Source organism: Ensifer sp. Root954, assembly GCF_001429005.1.
Classification (GTDB): domain Bacteria; phylum Pseudomonadota; class Alphaproteobacteria; order Rhizobiales; family Rhizobiaceae; genus Ensifer; species Ensifer adhaerens.
Genome location: NZ_LMJM01000027.1, coordinates 220,200 through 246,950, shown reverse-complemented (window position 1 = coordinate 246,950; position 26,751 = coordinate 220,200). Strand labels below are relative to the sequence as shown.

Here is a 26,751-nt window from a genome sequence, read left to right as displayed (position 1 = left end):
CTCGGAAATGATCGTTTGAAACGGCTGCGGCTCCCGGCTAAAACACACCGGGAGCCTGTCAAATTGTAACTCGCTCGTCAGCTCAGCTTGCGCTTCGCCTGCGCCTCCAGCACCGAGAGAAACTCTTGTTCGCCCGTCCCCGCAGTGAGCGCCTCGCGCATCAACTGCGCCTGCGTCTTCGGCGCCAACCCGCCGAGTGGCGGATCCCGGTCGAGATTGGTGGGGAACGAATAGCCTTCGGCACAGGAGGAGATCGCGTTGGCCGCTTCCGCCTGCGTCAGCGTCCCGCCCGCCAGCAAGGCCCGCAAGGCCGGATAGAGCGTCGCGCTCATGGTCAGTCGGTCAACGGTTTCCATTGCGCGACCGAAGGCCGAAGACACCTGCAGCAGGTTGGCCACGCGGCGGATATCCCGGGAGCGGTTGGTGCCGGCGGCATGGAAGAGCGCCGGGTTGAAGAAGACAACGTCGCCCTTTTCGAGCGGAAGCTGCACGTGGTGTGCGTCGAAATAGGCGCGGAATTCCGGCCGGTTGAGCGCCAGATAGCCCGGCACATAGGTTTGGCTATAGGGCAAGAACAGCGTCGGTCCGCTTTCGAGCGGCATGTCGCAATGGGCAACCGCCCCCTGCAGCGTCAGCACCGGTGAAAGCCTGTGCACATGCGCCGGATACTGCTCGATCACGGCCGCAGTCTGGAAGCCGAGGTGATAATCGCGGTGCGCCGATTGCGCCGCACCGCCAGGATTGACGCGATTGACCTGCGCCGTCATCTGGTAGTTCGGCCCGAGCCAAGCCTCGCTGACGAGCGCTATGACGGCATTGCCGTAATAGGAGGCGAAATTCTCCGGCGCGTTCAGGCAGTGCTTTTCCAGCGAGTTCCAGATGCGGTCATTGGCGCCGGGTTTGGCGAAGTGATCGCCGCCGCCGCTGTTGCTGCGATGTTGCTCTTCGATGATGGCGCCAAAGACCCCGCTTGCGACGTCGATTGCTGTCGTATCGGCAAAGGCGCGCTTGAAAACCGCCACGCCAGGCCCGGTCGCCAGTACCTCGCAGATCTCCGCCAAAACAGAACGCCGCGCCTCGGCATCGCCGCACGCCGCAATCAGCGCGGCGCTGTCATAGATCAGGATATTCTTTTCGCAGCCGGCAGCATGGGGGTAGTCGGACAGACTGGTTTGGCGTTCGACTTCCGCCCGGAACGATTCGAGATCGCAAGCCTCTTCGGTGAGCCAGACGCGGTCGATCCGTTGGCGCGCTTTGTTGTCGGTCTTCATCGCGTTTCCTCCTCTGGAACATCCTGATGAACACGACTATAGGCGGCGGCAAAACATGATATAGAGCAAGAATCCATCAAAAATCCATCAGGAGAGCAAGGCGATGGCCCATCCGTTTCTGGTCAAGGACATCGCCTTTCAGGCCGGGCTCAGCACCGCGACCGTCGATCGCGTGCTCAACGAGCGGCCGGGCGTGCGCCGCCAGACGGAGGCCCGGGTTCGCGCAGCCATCGAGGAATTGGAGAAGCAGCAGGCCGGCCTCGACATCCAGGGGTGCAAGTTTGCGATCGATATCGTCATGGAGTCGCCACAACGCTTCACCGATGCGGTGCGTCGCGCCTTCGAGAGCGAGGCGATGACCTTCGCGCCCACCGTCTTTCGCTGCCGGTTCCACTTCGCCGAGACGATGCGCCCACAGGAGATCGTGCAACTGCTCGACCGAATCCGGCTGCGCGGGACCGACGGCCTGGTGTTGAAGGCGCCGGACGTGCCCGAGATCGTCGCCGCAGTCGCCCGTTTCGAGATGGGCGGCACGCCCGTCGTGACGCTGGTAACCGACCTGCCCCATTCCCAGCGGACAGCCTATGCCGGCGCCGACAATCGGGCGGCGGGCGAAACGGCCGCCTACCTCCTCGGGGAGCGCTTTTCCGGCGCGCCGGCAACTGTGCTGGTGACCCTTTCGAGCGGCCGCTTTCGTGGTGAGGAGGAACGCGAGATCGGCTTTCGCCGGGTGTTGCGCGAGCGCTATCCGGCAATCCGGATCGTCGAGATCAGCGAGGGCCACGGCCGCGACAGCGAAACCGGCCGCCTGGCTCACGCGGCGCTCTCGGCCAATCCCGATATCAACGCGGCCTATTCGATCGGTGGCGGCAACCGCTCCGTCCTTGCAGCCTTCGAGCGCCTCGAGCGTCACTGCGCGCTCTACATCGCCCATGATCTCGACGAGGACAATCTGGCACTGCTGCGCGAACGACGCATTCACTTCGTGCTGCATCACGACCTCAGGACCGATGCGCGCACAGCCTTTCGCACGATGATGCTGAGGCCCGGCGCCCAGGCGCCGGCAATCGGCCCGCAGCTCTCCGCCGTGGTGGTGATCACGCCCTACAATGTTCCGGAGTAACGCTGCTGCCGATCCGCGGGTAGCGTTCAGGCCGCCGACTGGCCGTCGTTCTTCTCGGCCGGTAACACCATGTCGTCCGCCGTTTCGAAGCGGTTGCGACCGCGCCGCTTGGCCAGATAGAGCGCTTCGTCCGCAGCCAGCAGCAACTGGCGCGCCGTCAGGCCATGCCGCGGCGCAAAGGCGATGCCGGCGCTGCCGCCGACGACGAGCATTTGGCCCTCGAAAGCGACCGGCGTTTGCGCGTCCGCGATCAGGCCGGCCGTCAGGCTGCGGGCGTCGGCCTCGCTGCAATCGCCGAGAATGACCGCGAATTCGTCACCCCCAAGCCGCGCGACCGTGCCCTTCGGGCCAGCCCGGTTGCGAAAGCGTTCGGCCATGGCCACCAGCACGGCATCGCCGGCGGCGTGGCCGTGGCGGTCGTTGACCTCCTTGAATTCATCGAGGTCGGCATAGACGAGCGTGAACGGATGCGTCGATGCCCGCAACAGGGCCGCCGCCAGCATGTCGTCGAAGCCGCTGCGGTTCATCAGCCCCGTCAGGCGATCGTGCTTGGCAAGGTGCCGGTTCAGCGCCTCGCTCTGCTGCAGGGCGGCAAAGAGCGTCGAGAACCGCAGCGCCACGAAGGCCATCAGCAGTGCTGCGACGATCGCCATGATAATGACGCTCGGCAACAGCTCCGCGCGGACGAACCCACCGGGCGATTTCGGCACCCAGGCGGCCACGAGACAAGACGAATCGGAGCAGCGCCCGACGGACGCATAGGCGCTGCCTGCGGGCCGCTCGTTGAGCGGAACAAAGGCCAGCCCGCGAATGCCCAGCCGCGCCGCGATCTCGCGCGTCATTTTCGGCGTGACCGGCCGAACGGCGACCATCAGCACCGGATCGCGCCGTTCCGCCGGAACCACCAATGTCTCGGGGATGACCGCCTGCACCACGGCAACACTCATGCGCCCGCCGATCTCGCGCAGGTCCACCGCGTGGATGCCGGGCACGGCCGGCATCACGGACTGCGCATCCGGCGTCGTGACATCGAGATTGTAGGTGCCGTCGTTGTTCCTGAGCGCATTATCGTAGCGGCGCTTGGCTTCGTCTACGAGATCGTCGACCTCGTCGAGCGGCACGCGGGCCACCTCTGCCGGAACCGATGCGCCGTCCTTGAGCGCCGTCGAAACGGTGCGGGCCGGATCCGTGAAGATGATCCAGGAGAAGCCGTAGTCTTCCCAAAGCCAGCCCGAAAGCTCGTCGGCGACGAAACTGTCGCTGACATGCCCCGTCGCCAGCTCCTCGTAGGTCTTGTCCCAGAAGGACACCTGCGCCTGGAACTGAACGACCGCATCCATCTGGTGGCGCAGCTCGTTTGCGACAAGCCGACGCTCGGCCGAAAGGCCGAAGCGATCGGCCTCCGTGACGGACCGGTCGAGGACATAGATGAGGCTTGCAATGATCAGGACCGCGACCAAGGTACAGGCGGCATGGATTGCCCAGACCGTCTTGTCCCGTTTTGCCTGCCGCAACGCCTTTTCCACCACGCCAGTCCCCCTCGTCCGTACCGGCCCTGCCGGGCATACTAGCACTTGTGGAGGTGCGATGCGCAACGATGGCAGCCGATACTGCCGGCACCCTAGCGACCAAAATCGAAGTTTGGCTTAAATAAGCTGGTGATAAAATACTTAACGATTTCAACCGGCTGAATCGCCCGACAATCAGCGGTCGCAGCGGGGATCAGGAGAACGCGGGCGACTGCCCGCGCCTCCCTCTGCGCATCCTATTGCGGGGCGGCCGCCGAAGCGCGCAGCAAGGCGACGATCTCCGCATTGCCTTGCTCCAGGGCAAGATCGCGTATCGACGGGCCGGCGGCGCCATCGCGCACGCGTGCATTCGCGCCCCTTTCGAGAAGCAGCCGCACCGTTCCTGCCTGCCCGTTGATCACGGCAAAGGCAAGCGGCGTCATCCAGTCGTGCTGTGGCTCCGGCCTGCCGCGCCCGCGGAACGTGCCGAACGGCGTTTCGATCAGATCCGGCTGCCGGTCGAGGATGTCGGAGAGGCGCGCGGCCACGCCAAAGGACGCAGCTGCGAAGATGTCGAGCGGCTGATCCTTCAGGAAAGTGACCATCGCGTCCTTGCCGTTGTATTTGGCCCAGCCGATCGGCGGTGCATGATGGTAGGGGTCGCGGGCCAAGGGATCGGCGCCGTGATCGAGCAGGCGCCTCGCCATCGCGACATGCCCATGCAGCGCCGCCTCGTGCAACGGCGTGCGCGAGGTCATGCGGTTGACGTCGAAGCCGAGCGAGAGCATCAGCGCCACGGCGTCATGCCGGTCCTCACCCGCCGCCTCGTGCAGGATGGCGGGGTGTGCGGCCTGCGTTCGAGTGACAAGTGTCGGATCCCTATCGACAAGTTCCCTCGCCTCGTCGGCCTTCACTTCCCCAACGGCACGGGCCAGCCGGTCGACATCCTCCAGCGGTGCTTCGGTCGCGCCGCGCGACACGAGGTATTGTGCCAGTGCCGGATCGCCGCCGAGCTCCGCCCATTGATAGGGCGTGCGCCCCTTGATCGGGCGATTGACGTCGGCGCCGTGCGCAACAAGCAGCCGGACGCGATCGGACATGCGTTTTTCCAGTGCCCAGGCAAGCTGATAGTCGAAGACGCGTTCGCCATTTTCGACCAGGCCGCCATCGTTGCGCACCAGCCAGTTGTTGCGGTCGTCGGCATTAAGGCCATGGTCGAGAAGCAGCTGGAGGCAGGAATTGTCCGGTTCGAACATCCGGTTGTAGAGCGCCTGGCTGTCATTGGCTCGGGCACCGGCATTAAGCAGCAGCCGCGCAAAGACAAGGCAATCCGGGTGCGGTGGCTGCCGCTCCGGTCCCGCCTCGCCCTCGCCGAAGACGCCGGTCAAAGCCGTGAAACGATACTGGCCGTCGTCGAGCCAGTAAACGTTCGGATCGGCCCCGCGCGCAATCAGGCGGGCGCCCGCCGGCAGCGACGAGCGGCCGGGAACGCGGGCATATGCGGCGTAGAGCAACGGCTCCCAGTCGAACGGACCGCCGCGCTTCTCTGCGAGTTTCGGGTCGCGATCGAGAAAGCGGTCGATCGCCGCGGCGTCGCCGAGCGCAGCGGCCACGTGAATGTTGTCCCCGGCAATCTCAGGATGGTCCTTGAGAAGGTCGAGTGCCTGAGCGAACCGCTCGGGATCGGCAGCGACGTCGCCGAAATAGGAGACTGTCGCCAGAGCGAGAAAGCGGTTTGCGACCTGTTCGGTCGACGGCGTGCCGGTCTCGGCTTTCTCCAGATGCCGCTTCAGCCGCGTCCAGCTGGCAAAGCCGAATTCGCGGGCAAGCACCAGCTGGGCATCCTGAAGGCCCATTGCGGTCGGTTCGGAGAAATAGGGAAGCGCCCGCTGTCTTGCACTGACATCGCCAGCCTTGACGGCCTTCAAAAGGGCCTTGGCCTGCTTGCGGATCGTATCGAGGGTAATGTTCGCGGAAAGATCGCGCGTGATCATGAAAGACCTCCTTTCATTCACGTCCGGTATCCGCGCCCACAGACTGAAAAGAGGTGTGGCAACCAAGTTCAGTGAAACAGGTGGGCCTTGCCCTTCCCGCGGATCGGATGCGCCCTGCGAACGACCTCATCGCTAGCATGGCCTCGATATACTTGTCCAGCGCGGTCAGCTTTCCGGTTCGTAGCGGACGAAGGCGAAACGATCGCCCGCGGGCGCCCAGTTGGGAACGTTGATCGTTCCCTGCCCGCCGAAGAGCTCGAACAGGATGCGGGCATTGCCGCCGTCCAGGTCCATCAGCCGCAACCGGACATCGAGATCCCTCGGATGATCGAAGACGTCGCCGTCATAGGAAAGCACGAGCAGGTGCTTACCGTCAGGCGACGGATGCGGAAACCAGTCGCCATAGGGGCTGTCGGTGATGCGCGTGACGTCGCTGCCGTCCGGGCGGATCCGCCAGATCTGCATCTGGCCGGTACGGCTCGAGTTGAAATAGATCCATTCGCCGTCTGCCGACCAATCGGGCCCGTCGTTGCGGCCCTCCCCATGGGTGAGCCTTCGCTCCTCGCCGCCGTCGACGGAGATCGTATAGATGTCGAAGACCTGGTCGCGGATGCCGCAATAGGTCACCGTGTTCCCGTCGGGCGACCAGCCGTGCCAATAGGAAGGCAGGTTGCGGGTGACGAGCCGCGGCGTGCCGCCTTCGACCGGCAGCAGGTAGATCGCCGATTTCCCGAACTCGGTCTTGTCGCTGATCGCGATCGTCATGCCATCCGGGGAGAGGCCGTGGTCGTTGTTGCAGAGCGTCGCAAAACCGGTATCGATCTCCACCGGTTCGGAACCATCAAGGCCAAGCCGATAGAGCCTGCCGTCACCGTTGATGATCAGATGTGAGCCGTCCCGCGACCAGTTCGGTGCCTCGACCAGCCGGTCCGTCTGCCAGACAACCCGCGTTTCACCTGTTGCGATGTCATGGATCTCGACGGAACTCCGCATGCTCTTCTCTCCCGGACGAGGCCGCTATTTCTTGTCTTCACCCGCCGGCAGGGTCGCCAGAACCTTGGAACAGACCGATTGCATCAGAACGGAATCGCGTCGGTCCCGCCAGGTGGTGACCAGACCCCAGGCCAGCAGGAGCAGGATGCAGATGAAGGCAACGCCGACGACGGTGAGGCTTCCGGTCGCAAGGCCATAGACCCCAAAGATCGCAGGCGTCGCGAAATAGCCGATCTGCGCCGATAGCTGCCGGCCGGCGGAAACGTCGCTTGCCGACCACAGTCGCAGGAGCCGGATTTCCTCGTCCGTAAAATCTGGACGGCCCTGTCGGCCGTCCGTCTCTTCGGAGAGGATATCCATCGCCTAGCCCCGGTCGCGGAAGCGGTTGGTGATCGGGTAGCGGCGGTCGCGTCCGAAGTTCTTCTTGGTGATCTTGACGCCCGGCGCCGATTGCCGGCGCTTGTATTCGGCGATGTAGAGCAGATGCTCGACCCGGTGAACGGTCACCTCGTCATGGCCGCGGGCGACGATCTCGTCCGTCCCCATTTCCTTTTCCACCAGGCATTCGAGAATGTCGTCCAGCACCGGATAGGGCGGCAGCGAATCCTGGTCCGTCTGGTTGGGACGAAGCTCGGCCGAAGGCGCCTTGTCGATAATGTTCTGCGGAATGACGATGCCGGAAGGACCAAGCGCGCCCGGAGGAACCGTGGTATTGCGCCAGCTCGAGATGGCATAGACCTGCATCTTGTAGAGGTCCTTGATCGGGTTGAAGCCGCCGTTCATGTCGCCATAGAGCGTGGCATAGCCGACCGACATCTCCGACTTGTTGCCTGTCGTCACAACCATCGAGCCGAACTTGTTGGAGATCGCCATCAGGATCGTGCCGCGGGTGCGGCTCTGCAGGTTCTCCTCGGTGATGCCGGATTCCGTGCCTTCGAACGTATCGGAGAGTGCGCTGAGGAACCCTTCGACCGGCTCGGAGATCGGCACGATGTCGTAACGGCAGCCGAGGGCCTCGGCGCATTCCTTGGCGTCCTTCAGCGATTCCTGCGAGGTGTAGCGGTAGGGCAGCATGACCGTGCGCACCCGCTCCTCGCCGAGCGCATCGACGGCGAGCGCTGCGCAAATGGCGGAATCGATACCGCCGGAGAGGCCAAGCACGACATTTTTGAAGCCGTTCTTGTTCACATAATCGCGGAAGCCGAGCATGCAGGCGCGGTAATCCGCCTCCTCCCGCTCCGGCAGGCGCGACTTCAGGCCGTGCTCGCAATGCCAGCCGCTCTCGCCCTTCTTCCACTCCACGATCGAGATCGCCTCTTCGAACTGGCTCATCTGGAAGGCGAGCGACTTGTCGGTGTTGAAGGCGAAGCTGGCGCCGTCGAAGACCAGTTCGTCCTGGCCGCCGAGCTGGTTGGCATAGATCATCGGCAGGCCGGTCTCGATCACCTGCTTCAGCACGACCTGATGGCGCACGTCGACCTTGCCGCGATAATAGGGCGAACCATTCGGCGACAGCAGGATTTCAGCACCGCTTTCGGCCAGCGTCTCGCAGACGCCGAGATCGCCCCAGATGTCCTCGCAGATCGGAATGCCGATGCGCACACCGCGGAAATTGACCGGTCCCAACATCTCGCCCGGATCGAAGACGCGCTTCTCGTCGAACTCGCCGTAGTTCGGAAGATCGACCTTGTCGCGGATCGCGATCACCTTGCCATCGTCGAGTACTGCCACGGCGTTATGTCGGCCGGTCTTCGACAGGCGCGGGAAGCCGATGATGACGCCCGGGCCGCCATCGGCCGTTTCGGCGGCCAGCTTTTCGACGGCCTGGAGGCAGGCCTTGAGAAAGGCCGGCTTCAGAACAAGGTCTTCCGGCGGATAGCCCGAAATGAACAGCTCCGTCAAAAGCAGGAGATCGGCGCCCTGTCGCGCCGCATCGGCGCGCGCCTCACGCGCCTTGGCCAGGTTTCCGGCGATGTCGCCCACGGTCGGATTGAGCTGGGCAACGGCGATACGAAGGAGCGAGGGGGCGTTTTTATGGGCGGTCATGAGCGGGCCTGTCGGTCTGTCCTGAACGATTGCATCTGACTTTCGCAAAGTTCTTTAGCGCAATCTGCGGGAAAATACCCACAGCCAATCGCAGCCACGCGAAAAAAACCGAAAACTTCTGTTTTTCCCGGTCCTTATACTGGGCCGTTCGTGCGGCTTCACGCCACGAAAAGCCACCCTCCATTCCCGTTAAGAAACCATTCATCCCCTGTTCAAAATGACGGGCGTATGACAGTTACACGACGCATTTATGAAATTGGAGAATATGTTGGCCAGTATCGATTCCGCTGTCGCGCGAGGCTCACGTGTCTATGCCGACCGACCCGGCTTCGCCGCACGGCACGCCAAGACGCTCGCTTCCACGCGCAGCGCCCTGTTCTCCCTGTTCGTTGCAACTGCCCTTGTCTTCGCCGTTGAACTGATCGTCCGTCAGTCGCTGACCGACACCCTTTCCTATGTCCTCGACCCGACGCGCCCGGCGCTGACGACCATCGGCATATTCTTTCTCATTCTGCTCGCTGTCGACGGTATTTTCGGCCGCGAGCACAAGTCCGCCGTGGTGATCGCGCCGCTCGCCCTTCTGCCGGCCGTCATCTGCCAGCAGAAGCAGGTGTTCCTGTCCGATCCGCTCTATCCGACCGACTTCCTGTTCGGCCGCCAGATCATGGAGCTGATGCCCGTGCTGGTAAAGGACCGTCCGTGGACGGCGCTCGGCATCGCCGTCGGCCTGGTTGCCACCGTCGTCGCCATCGCCCTTCTGTTGCGCTTTGCCTGGCGGACCTTCCCGAAGCTGACGACCCGCGAGCGTGTCGCCCGCCTCGCCTTCGCGCTGCCGCTGCTCGTCGCCTTCTGGAACATCATGGATTACAACCAGTTTTCCTGGATCCGTGATCGCCTGAAGGTCATCCCGATCATGTGGGACCAGACCGAGAACTATAAGCACAACGGCTTTGCGCTCGCCTTTGCGATCAACCTGCCGATGGCCAATGTCAGCGCGCCCGCCGGCTACATGGCCGACGCGATCGACCGCATTCCGGTGAAGCCGCTTCCCGCCGGCACCTCGCACCGCGGCAAGCCCGACGTCATCGTGCTGATGAGCGAATCCTTCTGGGATCCGACCCGCCTGCCGAACGTCAAGCTGTCGCCCGACCCGATGCCGACGATCCGCGAAATGCAGTCGGGCAACGTCTTCTCGCCGGAGTTCGGCGGCATGACCGCCAACGTCGAGTTCGAGGCGCTGACCGGCTTCTCCAACGCGTTCCTGCCTTACGGCAGCATCCCGTACCAGCAGTACATCCGCAATCCGATCCCGTCGCTTGCCACCTTCTTCCGTGGCGAAGGTTACGTCTCGCGCGCCATCCATCCGTTCCAGAGCTGGTTCTGGAACCGCACCGCCGTCTACAAGGCCTTCGGCTTCGACATGTTCAAGTCGGAAGAGAACATGCCACCGATGCAGAAGCGCGGCATCTTCGCCTCGGACGACTCGCTGACCAACGAGATCATCCGCCAGGCCGACGCGATGGACGACCCGTTCTTCTTCTTCGCCGTCACACTCCAGGGCCATGGCCCCTATGAGGCCAACCGCTACGCCAACAACACCATCAAGGTCGAAGGCGACCTGCCCGAGGCCGACCGCCAGGTGCTTGCCACCTACGCGCAGGGCATCAAGGAGGCTGACGACAGCCTGAAGAAGCTGATGGACTGGGCCAAGAACCGCGATCGCGAAACGGTTATCGTGCTTTTTGGCGACCATCTGCCGCCGCTTAACACCGTCTATACCAGCACCGGTTTCATGAAGGGTGTGACGGCGGAGCGCAAAGGTTCGAAGGAGCAGATGAAGGCGCAGCATGAAACGCCGCTCGTCGTCTGGTCGAACAAGACTGGCCCGAAGAAGAGCGTCGGCACCATCAGCCCGGCCTTTCTCTCCTACCAGATCCTCAAGCAGTCCGGTTACGAGCATCCCTACTACACCGGCTTCCTCGGCAAGGTGTATGACCAGTACCGCGTCGTCGACCGCTACATGCTGATCCGCAAGAATGGCAAGGAAGTCGCCGAGTGGTCGCGCCAGCCGAAGGTGCCGGCACTCCTGCGTGACTACCGCTTCCTGCAACACGACATGATGTTCGGCGACCGCTTCTCGACCGACCGGTTCTTCAAGTCACACGCTGATCTCTTCGCCAGCGTCGAAACCCACTGATCGAAGACCGGAGCGGCCAGCAACCGCTCCGGTCCTTGCGGCATTTTCGCGTACCGCCTGATTTCCTTGCGGCGCTGACGCGCTAGATTGTCTCCGGCCAACTCCGGAGATCGCCATGCCGCACTTCAATGACATATCGAAACAGCTTTTCGGCAAGCCGCTCAGCGAGCTCGGAGAGATCGAGCGCCGCATTCTTACCCATGCCCGGGACCGACGCACGCTCGCCACCGATTCACATGCCGCCTTCACGGCACGGCTCTCCTTCGGCGACAGGCTCGCAGACAACATCGCCCGCGTCGGCGGCTCCTGGAGCTTCATCATTGGCTTCTGCGGCTTTCTCGTCTTCTGGGTTTTGCTGAACACCATTCTGCTCGCCACCGGCGCCTTCGATCCCTACCCCTATATCTTCCTCAACCTGATGCTTTCGATGCTCGCCGCGCTGCAGGCTCCGGTCATCATGATGTCGCAGAACCGCCAGGCGGAGCGCGACCGCTTCGCTGCCTCGAAGGATTACGAAGTCAATCTGAAGTCGGAAGTCGAACTGATCGCGCTGCATCACAAGGTCGACGACGTGTTGCTGCGCGAGATCTCCGAATTGCGCGCGGACCTGGCGACGCTCAACCGGCAGCTCGAACGCTATCGCACGCCCCCCGGACAGGAGTGACCGGACCCCGGCCGAACCGGGACGATGCGCTGGCGATACGCAAGCCTGCCCTCGCGCGGATCCGGCGCCCGGACGCGGGCGCGCGCAGCCGCCGCGACAGGCGAAAACTAGCTCATTTTCATAAATACTAATTCAACTGTGAATACACATTTTGCAACATTGGCGAAATTCAATGGGATTCAACAACTTATCAGAGTATGAAAAAATTAATATTTGAGGATCACGTTATGGGTGCAGGGACATTCGAGAAATACAGCAACGTGGGTACGCGGAGATGCTGCAATGTCCAACTTCAAGCGCCTGTTAGGCGGCCGGGACGGGGCCGCTGCGATCGAATTTGCAATAATAGCACCACTCTTCTTCATGTGCGTGCTGACCCTGATCGCCTATGGCGTCTATCTCAGTGCCGCCCATTCCATTCAGCAGATTGCTGCCGATGCCGCCCGCACAGCCATCGCCGGCCTCTCCCAAACCGAGCGTGAACGGCTCGCGACCGACTATATCCGTCGCACGACGATGGATCAGGCCTTCATCAAGTCGTCGCGCATGACCGTCACCGTCAGGGACGACGCCAACAACGCAAACCAGTTCACCGTCCGGATCAAATACGACGCCGGCGACCTGCCGATCTTCAACCTGTTCACATTCGCCATGCCGAGCGAACAGATCGAGCGCTTCGCAACCATTCGCATCGGAGGGGTCTGATATGCTGTGGAAACCCATGCGCTCCCTCGCCCGAGCCCGTAGCGGCAATATCGGTATCTCGGCCGCCCTGGCCATGCCGTTGGTGATCACGTCCATGGCCCTTGCGATCGACTACGGCTACCTAACCGTCCAGAAGCGTGAAATGCAGTCTTCGGTCGATCTCGCTGCGATCGCGGCAGCGGCCAACGTCTCCGCCGCCGAGAAGGCCGTGCTCAACCACTTCGCCAACAATGGCCTGAACTACGGCGTATCGACGCCGAACGGTTTGTTGACCATCGACGGCAAGACCCTGCCGCCCGGTGACATCAGCACCGCCAAGCTTGATGGCGTCGCGACCGTAACGCGCGGGCGCTACGTCCCCGATCCGTCGGTCGATGCCGGCCAGCGCTTCATCAAGGACGCCACGCCCACGGACGCCGTGCAGGTGATGCTCGAAAGGAAGGGCGACATCTTCCTCGCCTCGATCTTCAGCGCCCCGCCGGACCTCAGCGTCTACGGCACCGCGGCGAGCTCGAAGATCGCGGCCTTCTCCGTAGGCTCCCGTCTTGCAAGCCTCAATGATGGGCTGCTCAACTCCATCCTCGGGCAGATGCTCGGAACGACGATCTCGCTCAAGGTCATGGATTACCAGGCGCTCATCGACGCCGATATCGATATCCAGCCCTTCCTGAAGGTCATTGCGACCAGGCTCAACCTGACGGCTGCGTCCTATGAAGACGTGCTCAAGGCAAACCTGACGATGCCGCAGCTGCTTGCCTCCATGCGGCTCGTCCAGGGCCTGTCCGGAACGGTCACGGCCGCACTCAAGAGCATCGAGCTTTCGACCTCGAACGACAAGCGCACCTTCACCTTGGCGCAGATCCTCAACCTCGATCCGAAGAAGAGCCTGCAGGTCGACGCCGGCTCCGATTGGGCGATGCGCGTAAGCGCGCTGCAGATCGTGTCGGCGGCTGCAGCCATCGCCAATGGCGAAAACCAGATCGCCCTCAATGCCGTGGCCGGCCTTCCGGGGATCGCATCTGCCAAGGTCAAGCTTGCGATCGGCGAGCCGCCCGTCGAAACGCCAAGCCACCGCCTCGGCACGCCCGGCGCAGCAATACGCACCGCCCAGACCCGCCTTGCCGTCGAAGTCAACGTCGATGGCCTGGCCGCCCTTGCCGGCATTCGCATCCGACTGCCGATCTATGTCGAACTCGCCTATGCGGAAGCCAAGCTCGCCGACATCAGGTGCTATGGCGGCACGCCCGAAAATGCTTCGGTCAGCGTCGATGCGGTGCCCGGCATTGCCGAAATCGCCATCGGCGACGTCGATCCGGCGGTCCTGTCCAACTTCTCGTCAGACGCGCGGGTTCAAAGAGCCAAACTCGTGGACGCCCTGGTGGTCAAGATCGATGCGCTGGCCCATGTCGAGGCGCAAAACCTCAAGCCGACGCGCCTGAGCTTCAGCCCGTCCGAGGTCGCGGCCCGGTCGATCAAGACGGTGTCGACCAAGGACATCCTGACCTCGACGACGCAAACGCTCCTCAACAATCTCGACCTGAACATACAGGTCCTGTTCCTGACGCTCGGCAGCCCGACCATCGTGCAGCAGGCATTGGCCCAAACGCTCGGAGCCGTCACCAAGCCGGTCGACGATCTGCTCTACAACCTTCTGCTGCTCGTCGGCGTACGGGTCGGCGAGGCCGATGTCCGCGTCACCGGCGTCAAGTGCCAGTCGCCGGTCCTGGTGCAGTAGACCCGTTCAAACGGGTCGTTCGACGGCCACCGTCAACGCCCCGTTGAACAAATTCGGTTGCTGACACGTTATGCACAAGGTAGCCCTAGTAAAAGGAATGCAGCTGAGCGCGGCTGGCCGGCGGGGCACCGAGAGTGCCCTTCACTTGGCGGGCTGCGCAAGCATTGGGGGTGTGCGCAGCAGATGCATGTGATGGCAGAGCAGGAAGGCGCTGCGCGGGATGGCTCGCTCGCCTTCACCGCGGAAGGTTTTCTTTGTCATCCGGAGTTACGCAACGTGCTCCAGGCGAGCGCGCGCGATCTGATGGCGGCCTACGACATGTTTCCCCGCATCGCTCGCCTTGTCGCCTCCCACCAGAAATGGACCCTCAGCCAGGCCGTCTACGCCCTGCACCTTGAGCGTGAGCCCGGCAATCCCGAAACGGGGGTTACGACCGCCCGCCTTCTCAAGTTCATCCATGAGACCGGCGGCGCCAGCCGCAATACCGCTGCTGCCTTCATCGCCGAACTGCTGACCTACAAGCTTTTGCGCGACGCGGAGGGCGGCCGGGGTCGCAAGAAGATCCGTCCGCTAGAGCCGACGGAAATCAGCGAAGGCGCCATGCTGCGCTGGTTCATGAGCCAGATGGGAACGCTCGATCGCTTCGACGGCCAGGGCCGTGTCGCCCGCGTCGAAGCCGACCGCACGGTTTTCGAACGGGCTCAGCCGATCGCCGCCCGCCTGCTGCTTTCAGATCGCCGGTGGACCCAGCCGCCGGAAGGTGTCGCGGCTTTCGTCTGGACCGAGTGCGGTGGCCTCCTGCTCGACGATCTCATGGCGCGGCCGAAGAGCCTTGAGCCTGTGGATGGCAAAGTCTGGCTGGAGGCGAACCTCTCGGATCTCGCCACGCATTACATGATCTCGAACACCCATATCCGGCGCATCTTCACGCGGGCCCAGGATCTGGGCTTGCTTGGAAGAGCCGATGAGGGGCAGCGCGGCCTGTTCTGGTTGAGTGAGCGGCTGATCGATGAATATTCCCAATGGCAGGCAGTTAAGCTTGCCGGCCTTGCCAACGGCTTCGAACAGGCCGAGCGACAGGCGGCAAACCCGCCGGCCTGAACCTCAGACGCGGCCGGCTGCGAATTTCGGCAGGTCGTCCTTGATCTCGTAGAAATCGCCCTGATCTTCGCAGAAGATATGGTAGCCCGGCTTCAGCACCGTCGGCTTGTCAAAGGCGCCCGCGAGGATCGAGGTGTAATCCGAACCGTCCGCCTTCCAGAACAGCGCTGACCCGCATTGACGGCAAAAGCCCCGGCTGGCGCTGTCACTGGCCCTGTACCAGGTTACGTTTTCCGCGCCCTTCAGCTCGAAGTCCTGGTCCTGCACGTTGGTGGCGGCGTAATAGAGCCCGGTCTGCTTCCGGCATTGGCTGCAGTGGCAGAAGATCAGTTCGCGCAGCTCGCCGCGCGCTTTGAAGCGAATGGTGCCACAAAGGCAGCCCCCGTGATGAATGTCCTGCATTGCCCCTCCCCAAGTTCATGACCCTTCGATCCTGCCATGGAGCGTGCCGCCGCAAGCGACAGCCCGCGCCGCGCCCTGCTCCAGACACGAAAATGCCGGGCCAGCTTCCAGAGCCGGCCCGGCATTGTCAAATTCAAAGCATCGAAGCGACGTTCAGAAAACCTGAACAATGCCAGAGATTTAGATCAGCCGTTGACGACCATCTTCTTCTCGTCGCGGCCGCCCTTCATGCGTTCGGCGAGCAGGAAGGCGAGTTCCAGCGCCTGGTCCGCGTTGAGGCGCGGATCGCAATGGGTGTGGTAACGGTCGGCGAGATCGTCGCCCGAAAGCGCACGCGCACCGCCAGTGCATTCCGTCACGTCGTTGCCGGTCATCTCGATATGGATGCCGCCCGGGTGCGAACCCTCGGCGCGGTGGATCTGGAAGAAGCTCTCCACTTCCGACAGGATCCGCTCGAACGGACGGGTCTTGTAGTTGTTGAGCGTGATCGTGTTGCCGTGCATCGGGTCGCAGGACCAGACCACCTTCTTGCCTTCGCGCTCGACCGCACGGATGAGGCGCGGCAGATGCTCGGCCACCTTGTCATGGCCGAAACGGCAGATGAGCGTCAGGCGGCCGGCTTCGTTGGCCGGGTTCAGAAGGTCGATCAGCTCCAGCAGGCCATCGGCCGTCAGCGACGGACCGCACTTGAGGCCGAGCGGGTTCTTGATGCCGCGGCAGTATTCGATATGCGCATGGTCGGGCTGGCGGGTACGGTCGCCGATCCAGATCATGTGGCCGGACGTGGCGTACCAGTCGCCCGAGGTCGAGTCGACGCGCGTCAACGCCTGCTCGTAGCCGAGCAGCAGCGCCTCGTGACTGGTGAAGAAATCGGTCTCGCGCAGGCTCGGGTGGTTTTCCGAGGTGATGCCGATCGCCTTCATGAAGTCCATGGTCTCGGAGATGCGGTCCGCGAGCTTGCGGTAGCGTTCCGCCTGCGGGCTGTCCTTGACGAAGCCGAGCATCCACTGGTGCACGTTGTCGAGGTTGGCATAGCCGCCCATCGCAAACGCGCGCAGAAGGTTCAGCGTCGCAGCCGACTGGCGGTAAGCCATGATCTGGCGTTCCGGGTTCGGAATGCGCGCTTCCTCGGTGAACTCGATGCCGTTGATGATGTCGCCGCGGTAGGACGGAAGCGTCACGTCACCCTGCTTCTCGATACCCGAGGAGCGGGGCTTGGCGAACTGGCCGGCGATACGGCCGACCTTGACCACCGGCTGCTGTGCACCGAACGTCAGAACGACGGCCATCTGCAGGAAGGCGCGGAAAAAGTCGCGGATCGTGTCAGCGCCGTGCTCGGCAAAGCTCTCGGCGCAGTCGCCGCCCTGCAGCAGGAAGCCGCGGCCTTCGGCGACATTGGCGAGGGCACTCTTCAGACGACGGGCTTCGCCCGCAAACACCAGCGGCGGATACTTCGCGAGGCGCGCTTCGGTCGCCTCAAGCGCTGCCAGGTCCGGATATTCCGGCACCTGCTGGATGGGTTTCTGCCGCCAGCTGTTTGGAGTCCAAGTCTGTGCCATTTCGATCACCTGTTGTCTGCCGCGGATCCAACCGCGCGGGTCACGCCCTGACGGCCAATGGCGGCCGCCCGGTATTCTGAAATTTCACTCAACATCCGCTCGCCCTGCCCCGGTCACTTGGCCAAGCCTCGTGCCCGCCCAGCCGGAAACGCCGCGGAATGCGGGCTTATAGACGTTAAGGAAACGCTTGGAAAGCCATCCTACCAGAATTCATTGCTTTGCAGGGCGCCCGGGGCGCAACGATATTTCCGCGGAGCGCACGATCCCGAAAGTCCTGCTCCCTATATCGAAAGAACGATGCGCAGTTTCAATGGGATAGGTGGCATCCCTGATGCTACAGCCGCCGCCAAGATAGGCGACAGATTGTTCAGCGATCGTGCCCGGCGGCTTGCGGCCGGCAATGGCTGGCCCTCACGTCCCAGCGCGCGCCTGTGCGTTCGGTGTGTGGCGCATCGGAACGCGTCAAGCGCGCGTCCGATCTGCGCCGGTTAAGCAGAAAAGAGAAGGCCGGCAGCACCCAGTGCAGGCCACGCCACTCCGGTCCGTCGAGCGGATCATCCAAGCCGTTGCGTGACCCGCGGCGACGTTCACGCTGCAGAACCGTCCACATGACCGCCCAATGTTCAAACATGGTCTCGCCTCCTTTGCCTTGAGACAATCGGAGACCTAATGTCTTCGCCGGCAGCGTTGTAGGCGCACCGTTGAAAGACGTCTTTCATCCGCGAACGGAAGTCAGGGCGGACGACCCGCGCTACTACGAGACAATGACCGCCATGGAGTGCTTATGGCCGAGGCAGCCTGGGACGATTTGAAACTGTTTTATCACGTTGCGACCGAGGGTGGCTTGAGCGGGGCTGCCACGCGAACGGGGTTGAGCGCGCCGACCATCGGCCGCCGCATGCTCGCGCTCGAGCGAGCGACCGGCAGGGCACTCTTCATCCGCAGCCAGCAAGGCTACCGCCTCGCCCACGATGGCCAGATCCTGCTCGAACATGTCCGTGCCATGCGGAATGCCGCCGCAAATATCTCCGACTGGCACCGCGACGCCTTCGCCCTGCCGATCGTCTCGGTCGCAAGCGACGCCTGGGTCGCGGGCTTCGTGGCCGATCATTCAACCGACATCCGCGGCTCGGGCGACGGCTTTCGCTTCTGCTGCAAGCATGCGCATCGCGGCCTCGACTTGACCTTCAGAGAGGCCGATGTGGCCGTCCTGTACGAACAGCCCCGCTCCGGCAACGTGGCAGTGCGCCGCTCGGTGAACATCGCCTATGCCGTCTATCGCGCCGGCAACATGCCGGAGCGCGAGGACTTTCCCTGGATATCGATTGGCACCGAAGTTGCCAGCTCGCCGGCTGAAAAATGGGTCTTTGAAAACCGCGAGCAGCAGATCCATACGTGGACCGACAGTGCCGCCCTTCTCGTGCGGCTGATCCGCAATGGCGCCGGCCGCGGCGTCCTGCCCGCCTTCGTCGGCGAAGGTGATCCATTCCTGAAGCGCGAAGGCGAATTGATCGAGGGCCTGACGCATCCGTTGTGGATCGCGGCAAACGACGACGACCGGCGCCGTCCGGAAGTCCGGACGGTCATCGATCGCCTCGCCGATCTTTTCAAACGCGAGGAGGCGCGGTTTGCAGGAGCTTCCGCCTGAGGCGGCTCAGATCCGCTCGCCCTTGCGGATGCGATAGGACGGCGAATACATCGTTACCAGCTCTTCCGCCGCCGTCGGGTGCACTGCCATCGTCCGATCGAAATCGTCCTTGGTGCAGCCGGCCTTCAGCGAAATACCGAGCAGCTGCGCCATTTCGCCAGCGTCATGGCCAAGGATGTGAGCGCCAAGCACCTTGCGGTCGGCGGCATTGACGATCAGCTTCATGATCATCTTTTCCTTGCGGCCCGAAAGGGTCGCCTTCATCGGCCTGAACTCGGCGCGGTAGACTTCGAGTTCGTCGAACCGGCGCGCCGCTTCCTCTTCGGTCAGACCGACAGTACCGATTTCCGGCTGCGAGAAGACGGCAGTCGCGATCAGATCGTGGTCCGGCGACACCGGATTGTTCTTGTACTCGGTCTCGATGAAGCACATCGCCTCATGGATCGCGACCGGCGTCAGCTGAACGCGGTCCGTCACATCGCCAAGCGCATAGATGCCGGGCGCGCTGGTGCGCGAGAAGGCGTCGACGATGATGGCGCCGCGCTCGTCCGTCTTGACGCCGGCGGCCTCCAGGCCGAGACCTCTGGTGTTCGGCACACGCCCGAGCGCCAGCATGACCTGGTCGGCGACGATGTCGCCGTGCTTCATCGTGTGCGCGACGCGCTTGCCGTCGGCGTCGAGCGTGACGGACTGGATGATGTCCTCGCAAAGGATGCGGATGCCCTTCTCCTCCATCGCGACGTGCAGCCCGCGGCGCAGGTCATGGTCGAACCGCGAGAGAATTTCCTTGCCGCGATAGATCAGCGTCGTCTCGACGCCGAGGCCGTGGAAGACATTGGCGAACTCGACGGCGATGTAGCCGCCGCCGGCGATCAGGATCGACTTCGGCAGTTCCGCAAGGTCGAAGGCTTCGTTGGAGGAAATGCAGTGCTCGTGGCCGGGCAGCGCGTCATGCGGGGTCGGATGACCTCCGACGGCAATGACGATGCGTTCGGCCGTTACCGTCTTGCCGCTGTCGAGCAGGCGAACCGTGTTCGGGCCGACGAGCTCGGCGCGCGTATGCAGGATTTCGGCGCCCGCATTGTTGAGGCCCTTCTGGTAGAGCCCTTCGAGCCGGGTGATTTCCTGCTCCTTGGCGGCGACCAGCTTCTTCCAGTCGAACGTGCTTTCGCCGACCGTCCAGCCGAAGCCCGCTGCATCTTCGAAGTGCTCGGAAAACTGCGACGCGTAGACATAAAGCTTCTTCGGCACGCAGCCGCGGATAACGCAGGTGCCGCCATAGCGAAACTCTTCCGCGATCGCGACCTTCTTGCCGAGGCTTGCCGCCAGGCGCCCGCTGCGCACGCCGCCCGAACCGCCGCCGATTACGAAAAGGTCATAGTCGAAAGCGGGCATGGGCAGTCTCCTGAAAGCAAGCGGGCCGAAATGGCGATCTGAAAAGCGCGCCGAACGATCCTGGGCCGACACGCAACCGGGCGCAGCCGATGGCCGCGTCGCAGGCACATATAGTGGAGCCTCCGGGCAAAAGAAAAGCCCGGATCGCTCCGGGCTCCTCGAAACGTGATGAAGGCGCTCGGCGCCGCAGCTTATTGTGCCGGCGCCTGAACTGCACCTTCGGCTGCTGCCGGCTGGGTGGAGCCGACCTTCTCGTCGAGCGACTTGGTCGCTTCCTGGGTCAGGTCGCGCGATACGCCCGATGCCCAGATGTCGGCGGCCTTCAGGAGTTCGCGGGATGCGATCGGGCCGTCGTTCAGGAGCTTCTTGCCGGCGGCCGAGTTGTAGAACTCGGTGATCGCGTTCAGCTCTTCGAGCGAAAAGGTCTTGGCGTAGATCGTCGCGGCTTCGTTCTCGAGATCGGCGCGGCGGGCGGCAAGGCTCAGCGCCTTATCGTCGACGGTCGCGGTGATCAGTTCCTGATGGTTCGGCGATGCCTGGATCAGCGTGTTCTTCAGGCGCTCGGCAAGGTTCGGCAGAATGTTGTCGAAGCTGTTGGTTACGCCGAGAGCAGCGATCGTCGCGCGCGCCGCCTTGAGCTGGTCTTCGGAGACGTCCTGGGCCTTAACCGCCGGAACGGACGCGGACAGCAGAACCGCGGTGGCAGCGAAAGTGCGGACAAGACCTGCGAGTTTGTTCATTTTTACCCTTGCTCCTGTGTTTGTCGCATGCTGCCCGGGCGATTGCCGCCGCCAGGCCCGCATGTATGGAAACCTGTTGTCTTCACCGCTCCTGCCCCTGACGGGGCAGCGAAGCCGGCTCAGGACGCAGTCAGCGTGCGTGCCCCTTGCGGCCCGGCAATGATTGCCAGCGAAGCGATGCCGATGAAAAGCCCGTGCTCGACGACGCCGGGAATGGCATTCAGCTCCCCGGCGAGCGCATCTGCATCAGGAATACGGCCAAAAGATGCATCGAGAATGAGGTGCCCGCCGTCCGTCAGAAAGGCGCCGTCATGGGACTGGCGGACAGTAATATCGCCGGAAAGTCCGAGGCGCGAGGCAACCTTTTCGATCGCGATCCGGGTTGCCACCTGACCGAAAGGATTGACCTCGATCGGAAGCTTGAAGGCGCCGAGAACGTCGACCACTTTCGTCTCGTCGGCAATCACGATCATGCGCTTGGACGCAGCCGCAACGATCTTTTCGCGCAGCAGCGCGCCGCCGCCGCCCTTAATCAGACGCAGCTGAACATCGACCTCGTCGGCGCCGTCGATCGTCAGGTCCAGTTCGGGCAGCTCGTCGAGCGACTTCAGTGAAACACCGAGTTCGAGGCAGAGCCGCGCCGTGCGCTCCGAGGTGGGAACGCCTTCGATGCGAAATCCCGCTGCAACCTTCTCGGCCAGGAGCCGCACAAACTCCTCGGCCGTGGAACCCGTGCCGATGCCGAGACGCATGCCGTCTTCGACATATTCCAGCGCCGCGGCCGCGGCTTTGATCTTCATTTCGCGGGCGTCCATGCGCCGGTCGCTCCCTTGTGATTCGCACGGGCAGCAGGCCGCAATCAGCGAACGGCCGCCCGTTTTCCGCTGTGACACTTACACGCCCGACGACGCAAACAAAAGTCAAAATGAAATCGGCACTCAGGATTCCGTGTGCTTGCCGGCGCCGCTTGCCATTGCAATCGCCGATGAGTTCGCCTACCCGATCAACAACGGTTTTCAGCGCCAAGAGGTTTTCTCCTTGTCTTCTCCCATTGTCGTCTTCGATCTCGACGGAACGCTCGTCGACACGGCGCCAGACCTGGTCGCCAGCCTCAACCATGCGGTTACCCAGGCCGGCGTCGAGCCGGTCACCTACGGCGACCTCACCCATCTCGTCGGCCATGGTGCCCGCGCCATGATCGAGCGCACCTTTGCGATGCGGCAAAAGCCGCTGGCCGAAGACATGCTGGAATGGCAGCTGAAGGAATTCGTCGATTTCTACCACGGCTCGATGCCGGGCGATTCGCTGCCCTATCCGGGCCTGGTCGACGCGCTCGACCGCCTATCCGGCGCCGGCTTCAAGCTCGCGGTCTGCACCAACAAGCCGGAAAAGCTCGCCACGCGTCTGCTCGAACGGCTCGGCCTGATCGAGCGCTTCGCCGCGATATCGGGAGGCGATACCTTCGAAGTGCGCAAACCGGATGCTGCCCACCTGCTGCGCACGGTCTCCAATGCCGGCGGCCTGGCGACCCGCGCCGTGATGGTTGGCGACAGCCTCAACGACTTCCTCGTCGCCCGCAATGCTCAGGTACCCTCGATCGCCGTTCCCTTCGGCTATTCCGATGTTCCGGTCGAAAGCCTCGACCCCACCGTTGTCATCAGCCACTTCGACGAACTGACCCCGGATCTGGTCTCGGGCCTGTTTTCCCAATAGAAGACAAGAAAAAGGCCGCTCGAAGCGGCCTTTTTCTTGCTTATCCTTCCGCCCGGCGTGCGCCGCGCGTCGCCTCGAAGGCCCGGTTCATATACATGTCGCGCTCATAGACGTCGTTGAAGTACTCGACCACGCCGTCCTTGTTCGGCCAAGCCGTGAAGTAAGCGACGTAGACGGGAACCTTCACCGGGACCTGCAGCGCCTTGTTGCGGCCGCCGGCGATCTCCTGGCCGACATCGTCGACGCTGGTGCCGAGCACGGCCGCCGCCATCAGGCGCGGATCGGCAAGCCGCACGCAGCCATGGCTGAGCGCGCGATTGTCACGCTTGAAGAAGCTCTTCGACGGCGTGTCGTGCATGTAGATCGCGTGACTGTTGGGGAACAGGATCTTCAACTCGCCCAGCGCATTGTCGCTGCTCGGCGGCTGACGCACGGCAACCGATGCGGTCGAGCCGTTCCAGTTGACCGATGCGGACGGGACCGGGCGACCGCCGACCTCGACCTGGTAGCCCATCCGGTCGAGATAGTTCGGGTCGCTCCTGAGCTTCGGCAGCATCTCGTTGACGATGATCGACTGCGGCACGCCCCAGTAGGGGTTGACCTCGACCGTCTGGATCTCGTCCTGGAAGAAGTAGGTCTGGTTCGCCTTGGAGCCGACGACGACGCGCATGGAGAACTGCTCGGCGCCCTTGTCGGCGTAGGTGGCGGTAAAGGCCGGCTGGTTGATGAAGACGTAGCGGTCGCCGAGACCATCCGGCAGCCAGCGCGCCTGCTCCATGGCGATTTCGAGCTTGTTGATCTTGGAGGCGACCGTGTCGCCGCCCGTCAGGATGCGAAGCGACGCCTGGCCGACGACACCGTCGGCCTTGAGCCCGTGCTCCTGCTGGAAGGCCTCCACCACAGCAACCAGCTCCGGCGTGTATTCCGGCGTGCCCTGGTAGGCGGCAAGAACCGTGGCATGATCGGCCTTCAGCTTCTCCGAGCCCTTGAGGCGGATACCTGCGATGATGTTGGCGAGCTCGGGATTGCTCTGACCCGGCTTCAGCAGCGTGCCGGGCGCGATTTCGACGCGCTGCTCGACGCTCTGCTCGGAGCGCAGCTTCACCAGTTCTGCAGAGAGAGCGGCAAATTGCGCGCTCTTCGGGTTCTGCTCATTGAGAAGCGCGGTCATGTCGCTGCTTGCCGACATCTTGTCGAGAAGCGGCAGCAGATCCACCGTCTTGCGCTTGAAGTCGTGATAGCCGGAGATCTTGTTCGGGTCGATGCGACCGCGCACCGTATCCTGCACGTAGCTGAGCGTCGCTGCCGAAAGCGCGATCTCGAACTGCACAAGCTCTTTCTCGCGGGCGATCATGTCGCCGCGATCGAACGTATCGGAGGGCACGCTGACGGCATAATCCTGCGGATCGAGGCCGACCTTGGCGGCGTCGGCAAGAACGGCAACCGCCGCCTTCGCCTTGGCGTTGACGCCTTCGGCGCCAATCCAGATGTAATCCATGCGGGCGCCGTAATGGGCTTCGACCGCCTTTGCGACGTCACCCGAGGCGCGCACATCGATGCCGGGAAGGAACTGCCGCGCGTCAGCCAGCGGCATGCGCAGCACCGGCGGCAGCGCGTCGTTGCGCACGGAGCCGGTGACCAAGGGATCGAGCAGCTTGTCGGTTGCGATCCGACGCAGCGGCTCCGCCTTGTAGGTATAGTATTTCGGGCCGGTGATCTTCGGCAGCGGCTTGGCCGCCTGCTGCGGGTCAGCCATCGTGCCGACGCCGGGGAGCGGCTGGGTCGGTTGCACCTGCTGCGCCTCGGGCTTTTTTCTGCCTGCCCGAATGAAATCGCCGAACGTGAAGGCCGAAGCCGGCCGCGCGTCCATGGTCGCGATCGCACAGCCGCTCATGAGCGCCACGATCGCTGCCGTCTTAAGAACTCTCATATGAAACTACGTCCCCGTATCGCGTTGTCGCCGAATTCGGCTGAAGCCAGATTCTCGCCACGCCCTCGTGCGCTAAAAGTTATAGAAAAGGATGGTGAATGAAAAGGAAACGCGCCGATAACGATCGTCCTCGAACCTCCGTTTAGAATCTCCCCAACGCCTCATTTGCAGGACGTTCAGCGAGCGATAAAAATTTGATCCCACTGGATTTTATTTCGGTGCGCGCGTTGGCACGGGCGGCGGCCGGCGATCGGCGCTGGAAAAGAAGATGGCGTCTGTGACCGAAACATCACAACGCCGCCAAACGCCCGGCAAGGACCGAATCACGGTGACGCGGCATGCACCCGCCACGCCCAAGGGGTTTCAAACGATTGTAGCATGGCCAGCCATGGACCGCCCCTTTACAAGCTCCAGCCGTCGGGGCAGAGAGAGGCCCGGCACCCTGGAGAGATCGGCCACACGCCCCCTCGCCCAGGCTTGATGAACCGCATGATCAAGGCAGGTATCACGATGACATCGACGCGCACGGAAACAGATACGTTCGGCCCCATCGAAGTGGCAAATGACCGCTATTGGGGCGCCCAGGCCCAGCGTTCGCTCGGCAACTTCAAGATCGGCTGGGAAAAACAGCCGGCCTCGATCGTCCGGGCGCTCGGCATCGTCAAGCAGGCGGCCGCCCGCACCAACCAGGCGCTCGGCCGGCTGGATTCGACCGTCGCCGATGCCATCGTCAAGGCTTCCCAGGAAGTGATCGACGGCAAGCTCAACGACCATTTCCCGCTCGTCGTCTGGCAGACCGGCTCCGGCACGCAGTCGAACATGAACGCCAACGAGGTGATCTCGAACCGCGCCATCGAACTGCTCGGCGGCGTCATGGGCTCGAAGAAGCCGGTGCATCCGAACGACCACGTCAACATGAGCCAGTCGTCGAACGACACCTATCCGACGGCCATGCACATCGCCTGCGCCGAGCGCGTCATCCATGACCTGCTGCCGGCGCTGAAGCACCTGCACAAGGCGCTCGAAGCCAAGGTCAAGGCGTTCGACCACATCATCAAGATCGGCCGCACCCACACCCAGGACGCGACGCCGCTGACGCTCGGCCAGGAGTTCTCCGGCTACGCGGCGCAGGTCGCCTCCTCGATCAAGCGCATCGAAATGACGCTGCCGGGCCTTTGCGAACTCGCCCAGGGCGGCACGGCCGTCGGTACCGGCCTCAATGCGCCTGTCGGCTTTGCCGAAAAGGTCGCCGAAGAGATCGCCAAGATCACCGGGATCGCGTTTACCTCGGCGCCGAACAAGTTCGAAGCGCTCGCCGCCCATGATTCCATGGTCTTCAGCCATGGCGCGATCAATGCGACAGCCGCCGCCCTCTTCAAGATCGCCAACGACATCCGCTTCCTCGGCTCCGGCCCGCGCTCGGGTCTTGGCGAACTGTCGCTGCCCGAAAACGAGCCTGGCTCGTCGATCATGCCCGGCAAGGTCAACCCGACCCAGTGCGAAGCCCTGACCCAGGTCTGCGTCCAGGTGTTCGGCAACCACGCCGCACTCACCTTCGCCGGCAGCCAGGGCCATTTCGAGCTCAACGTCTTCAACCCGCTGATGGCCTACAACTTCCTGCAGTCGGTACAGCTGCTGGCCGATGCGGCCGTATCCTTCACCGACAATTGCGTCGTCGGCATCGAGGCACGCGAAGACAACATCAAGGCGGCACTCGACCGCTCGCTGATGCTGGTGACGGCGCTTGCTCCAAAGATCGGCTACGACAACGCCGCCAAGATCGCCAAGACCGCCCACAAGAACGGCACGACGCTGCGCGAAGAAGCAGTCGGCGGCGGCTATGTGACGAACGAAGAGTTCGACGCGGTCGTTCGTCCGGAAACAATGATCAGCCCGGCCTGATCCATTTTGATACACCACGGCGCCTCCAAGGCGCCGTGGCTTTGATGTCGCGAACGCACTGTCGATCGGCAAAATCTGCCGTGATCGGTCATGATGCGGCGGCGCGACGGCGGCAAATATTAAGA

22 protein-coding genes are annotated in these 26,751 nt (G+C 63.1%); 9 read left to right on the top strand and 13 right to left on the bottom strand.

Translation table 11 applies throughout. The features are described from left to right. Positions 1-77: 77 nt before the first annotated feature. Entirely contained in the window at positions 78-1,271 is a 1,194-nt protein-coding gene (locus ASE71_RS23090) for a phytanoyl-CoA dioxygenase family protein (protein WP_060520700.1), read from the bottom strand. Between the two features lie 103 nt (positions 1,272-1,374). On the opposite strand from ASE71_RS23090, the gene ASE71_RS23085 reads away from it, so the two are divergent. Then, the gene (locus ASE71_RS23085) at positions 1,375-2,394 is read left to right on the top strand and encodes a LacI family DNA-binding transcriptional regulator (protein WP_060520699.1); all 1,020 of its coding nucleotides are present in this window, start codon (positions 1,375-1,377) and stop codon (positions 2,392-2,394) included. A 26-nt stretch (positions 2,395-2,420) separates the two neighbouring features. On the opposite strand, the gene ASE71_RS23080 is transcribed toward ASE71_RS23085, so the two are convergent. From ASE71_RS23080 to ASE71_RS23060, 5 genes are all read right to left on the bottom strand, one after another. Then, a complete protein-coding gene (locus ASE71_RS23080; RefSeq protein ID WP_060539317.1) occupies positions 2,421-3,923 on the bottom strand; it encodes a diguanylate cyclase domain-containing protein in 1,503 nt (500 codons plus the stop codon). A gap of 236 nt (positions 3,924-4,159) precedes the next feature. Next, positions 4,160-5,896: an ankyrin repeat domain-containing protein gene (locus tag ASE71_RS23075; protein ID WP_060520697.1), complete on the bottom strand. Its 1,737-nt coding sequence runs from the start codon at positions 5,894-5,896 to the stop codon at positions 4,160-4,162. A gap of 165 nt (positions 5,897-6,061) precedes the next feature. Further along, the gene (locus ASE71_RS23070) at positions 6,062-6,889 is read right to left on the bottom strand and encodes a TolB family protein (RefSeq protein ID WP_060520696.1); all 828 of its coding nucleotides are present in this window, start codon (positions 6,887-6,889) and stop codon (positions 6,062-6,064) included. 24 nt (positions 6,890-6,913) lie between these two features. Beyond that, a complete protein-coding gene (locus ASE71_RS23065) occupies positions 6,914-7,249 on the bottom strand; it encodes a hypothetical protein (protein ID WP_060520695.1) in 336 nt (111 codons plus the stop codon). Positions 7,250-7,252: 3 nt separating this feature from the next. Further along, positions 7,253-8,935: an NAD+ synthase gene (locus ASE71_RS23060; RefSeq protein ID WP_060520694.1), complete on the bottom strand. Its 1,683-nt coding sequence runs from the start codon at positions 8,933-8,935 to the stop codon at positions 7,253-7,255. Between the two features lie 268 nt (positions 8,936-9,203). On the opposite strand from ASE71_RS23060, the gene ASE71_RS23055 reads away from it, so the two are divergent. From ASE71_RS23055 to ASE71_RS23035, 5 genes are all read left to right on the top strand, one after another. Then, on the top strand, positions 9,204-11,132 hold the full coding sequence (locus tag ASE71_RS23055) for an LTA synthase family protein (RefSeq protein ID WP_082566473.1): 1,929 nt from the start codon (positions 9,204-9,206) through the stop codon (positions 11,130-11,132). Positions 11,133-11,247: 115 nt separating this feature from the next. Beyond that, the gene (locus tag ASE71_RS23050; protein WP_034795080.1) at positions 11,248-11,796 is read left to right on the top strand and encodes a DUF1003 domain-containing protein; all 549 of its coding nucleotides are present in this window, start codon (positions 11,248-11,250) and stop codon (positions 11,794-11,796) included. Between the two features lie 282 nt (positions 11,797-12,078). Continuing rightward, entirely contained in the window at positions 12,079-12,501 is a 423-nt protein-coding gene (locus tag ASE71_RS23045) for a TadE/TadG family type IV pilus assembly protein (protein ID WP_034795083.1), read from the top strand. A 1-nt stretch (position 12,502) separates the two neighbouring features. Then, positions 12,503-14,236 carry a TadG family pilus assembly protein gene (locus ASE71_RS23040; protein ID WP_244496924.1) on the top strand — a complete coding sequence of 578 codons (1,734 nt, stop codon included), beginning with the start codon at positions 12,503-12,505 and terminating at the stop codon, positions 14,234-14,236. Between the two features lie 183 nt (positions 14,237-14,419). After that, positions 14,420-15,337 (top strand): hypothetical protein, encoded by a 918-nt coding sequence (locus ASE71_RS23035; protein ID WP_060520691.1) that lies wholly within the window; start codon positions 14,420-14,422, stop codon positions 15,335-15,337. A gap of 3 nt (positions 15,338-15,340) precedes the next feature. Here the strand turns inward: ASE71_RS23035 and ASE71_RS23030 are convergent, their stop codons facing one another. The 3 genes from ASE71_RS23030 to ASE71_RS23020 all read right to left on the bottom strand — a co-directional run bounded on the left by ASE71_RS23030 (position 15,341) and on the right by ASE71_RS23020 (position 17,929). Further along, entirely contained in the window at positions 15,341-15,739 is a 399-nt protein-coding gene (locus tag ASE71_RS23030; protein WP_060520690.1) for a GFA family protein, read from the bottom strand. A gap of 185 nt (positions 15,740-15,924) precedes the next feature. Continuing rightward, complete coding sequence (locus ASE71_RS23025; RefSeq protein ID WP_034795289.1) at positions 15,925-17,298, bottom strand: class II 3-deoxy-7-phosphoheptulonate synthase; 1,374 nt, start codon at positions 17,296-17,298, stop codon at positions 15,925-15,927. Between the two features lie 367 nt (positions 17,299-17,665). Then, on the bottom strand, positions 17,666-17,929 hold the full coding sequence (locus ASE71_RS23020) for a hypothetical protein (RefSeq protein ID WP_060520689.1): 264 nt from the start codon (positions 17,927-17,929) through the stop codon (positions 17,666-17,668). Between the two features lie 153 nt (positions 17,930-18,082). Between ASE71_RS23020 and ASE71_RS23015 the strand changes: the two genes are divergently transcribed. Then, on the top strand, positions 18,083-18,946 hold the full coding sequence (locus ASE71_RS23015) for a LysR family transcriptional regulator (protein WP_060520688.1): 864 nt from the start codon (positions 18,083-18,085) through the stop codon (positions 18,944-18,946). Positions 18,947-18,952: 6 nt separating this feature from the next. Here ASE71_RS23015 and gor read toward each other — a convergent pair whose 3' ends face one another. The 3 genes from gor to rpiA all read right to left on the bottom strand — a co-directional run bounded on the left by gor (position 18,953) and on the right by rpiA (position 21,896). After that, the gene (gene gor, locus ASE71_RS23010) at positions 18,953-20,341 is read right to left on the bottom strand and encodes a glutathione-disulfide reductase (RefSeq protein WP_060520687.1); all 1,389 of its coding nucleotides are present in this window, start codon (positions 20,339-20,341) and stop codon (positions 18,953-18,955) included. A 191-nt stretch (positions 20,342-20,532) separates the two neighbouring features. Next, positions 20,533-21,081 (bottom strand): DUF2059 domain-containing protein, encoded by a 549-nt coding sequence (locus ASE71_RS23005; RefSeq protein ID WP_060520686.1) that lies wholly within the window; start codon positions 21,079-21,081, stop codon positions 20,533-20,535. A gap of 119 nt (positions 21,082-21,200) precedes the next feature. Beyond that, a complete protein-coding gene (gene rpiA, locus ASE71_RS23000) occupies positions 21,201-21,896 on the bottom strand; it encodes a ribose-5-phosphate isomerase RpiA (RefSeq protein WP_060520685.1) in 696 nt (231 codons plus the stop codon). Between the two features lie 223 nt (positions 21,897-22,119). Between rpiA and ASE71_RS22995 the strand changes: the two genes are divergently transcribed. Beyond that, positions 22,120-22,794: an HAD family hydrolase gene (locus tag ASE71_RS22995; RefSeq protein WP_060520787.1), complete on the top strand. Its 675-nt coding sequence runs from the start codon at positions 22,120-22,122 to the stop codon at positions 22,792-22,794. Positions 22,795-22,834: 40 nt separating this feature from the next. On the opposite strand, the gene ASE71_RS22990 is transcribed toward ASE71_RS22995, so the two are convergent. Next, a complete protein-coding gene (locus tag ASE71_RS22990) occupies positions 22,835-24,724 on the bottom strand; it encodes a L,D-transpeptidase family protein (RefSeq protein WP_060520684.1) in 1,890 nt (629 codons plus the stop codon). Between the two features lie 480 nt (positions 24,725-25,204). On the opposite strand from ASE71_RS22990, the gene fumC reads away from it, so the two are divergent. After that, a complete protein-coding gene (fumC, locus tag ASE71_RS22985; RefSeq protein WP_089044142.1) occupies positions 25,205-26,626 on the top strand; it encodes a class II fumarate hydratase in 1,422 nt (473 codons plus the stop codon). The last annotated feature ends 125 nt before the right edge of the window (positions 26,627-26,751 follow it).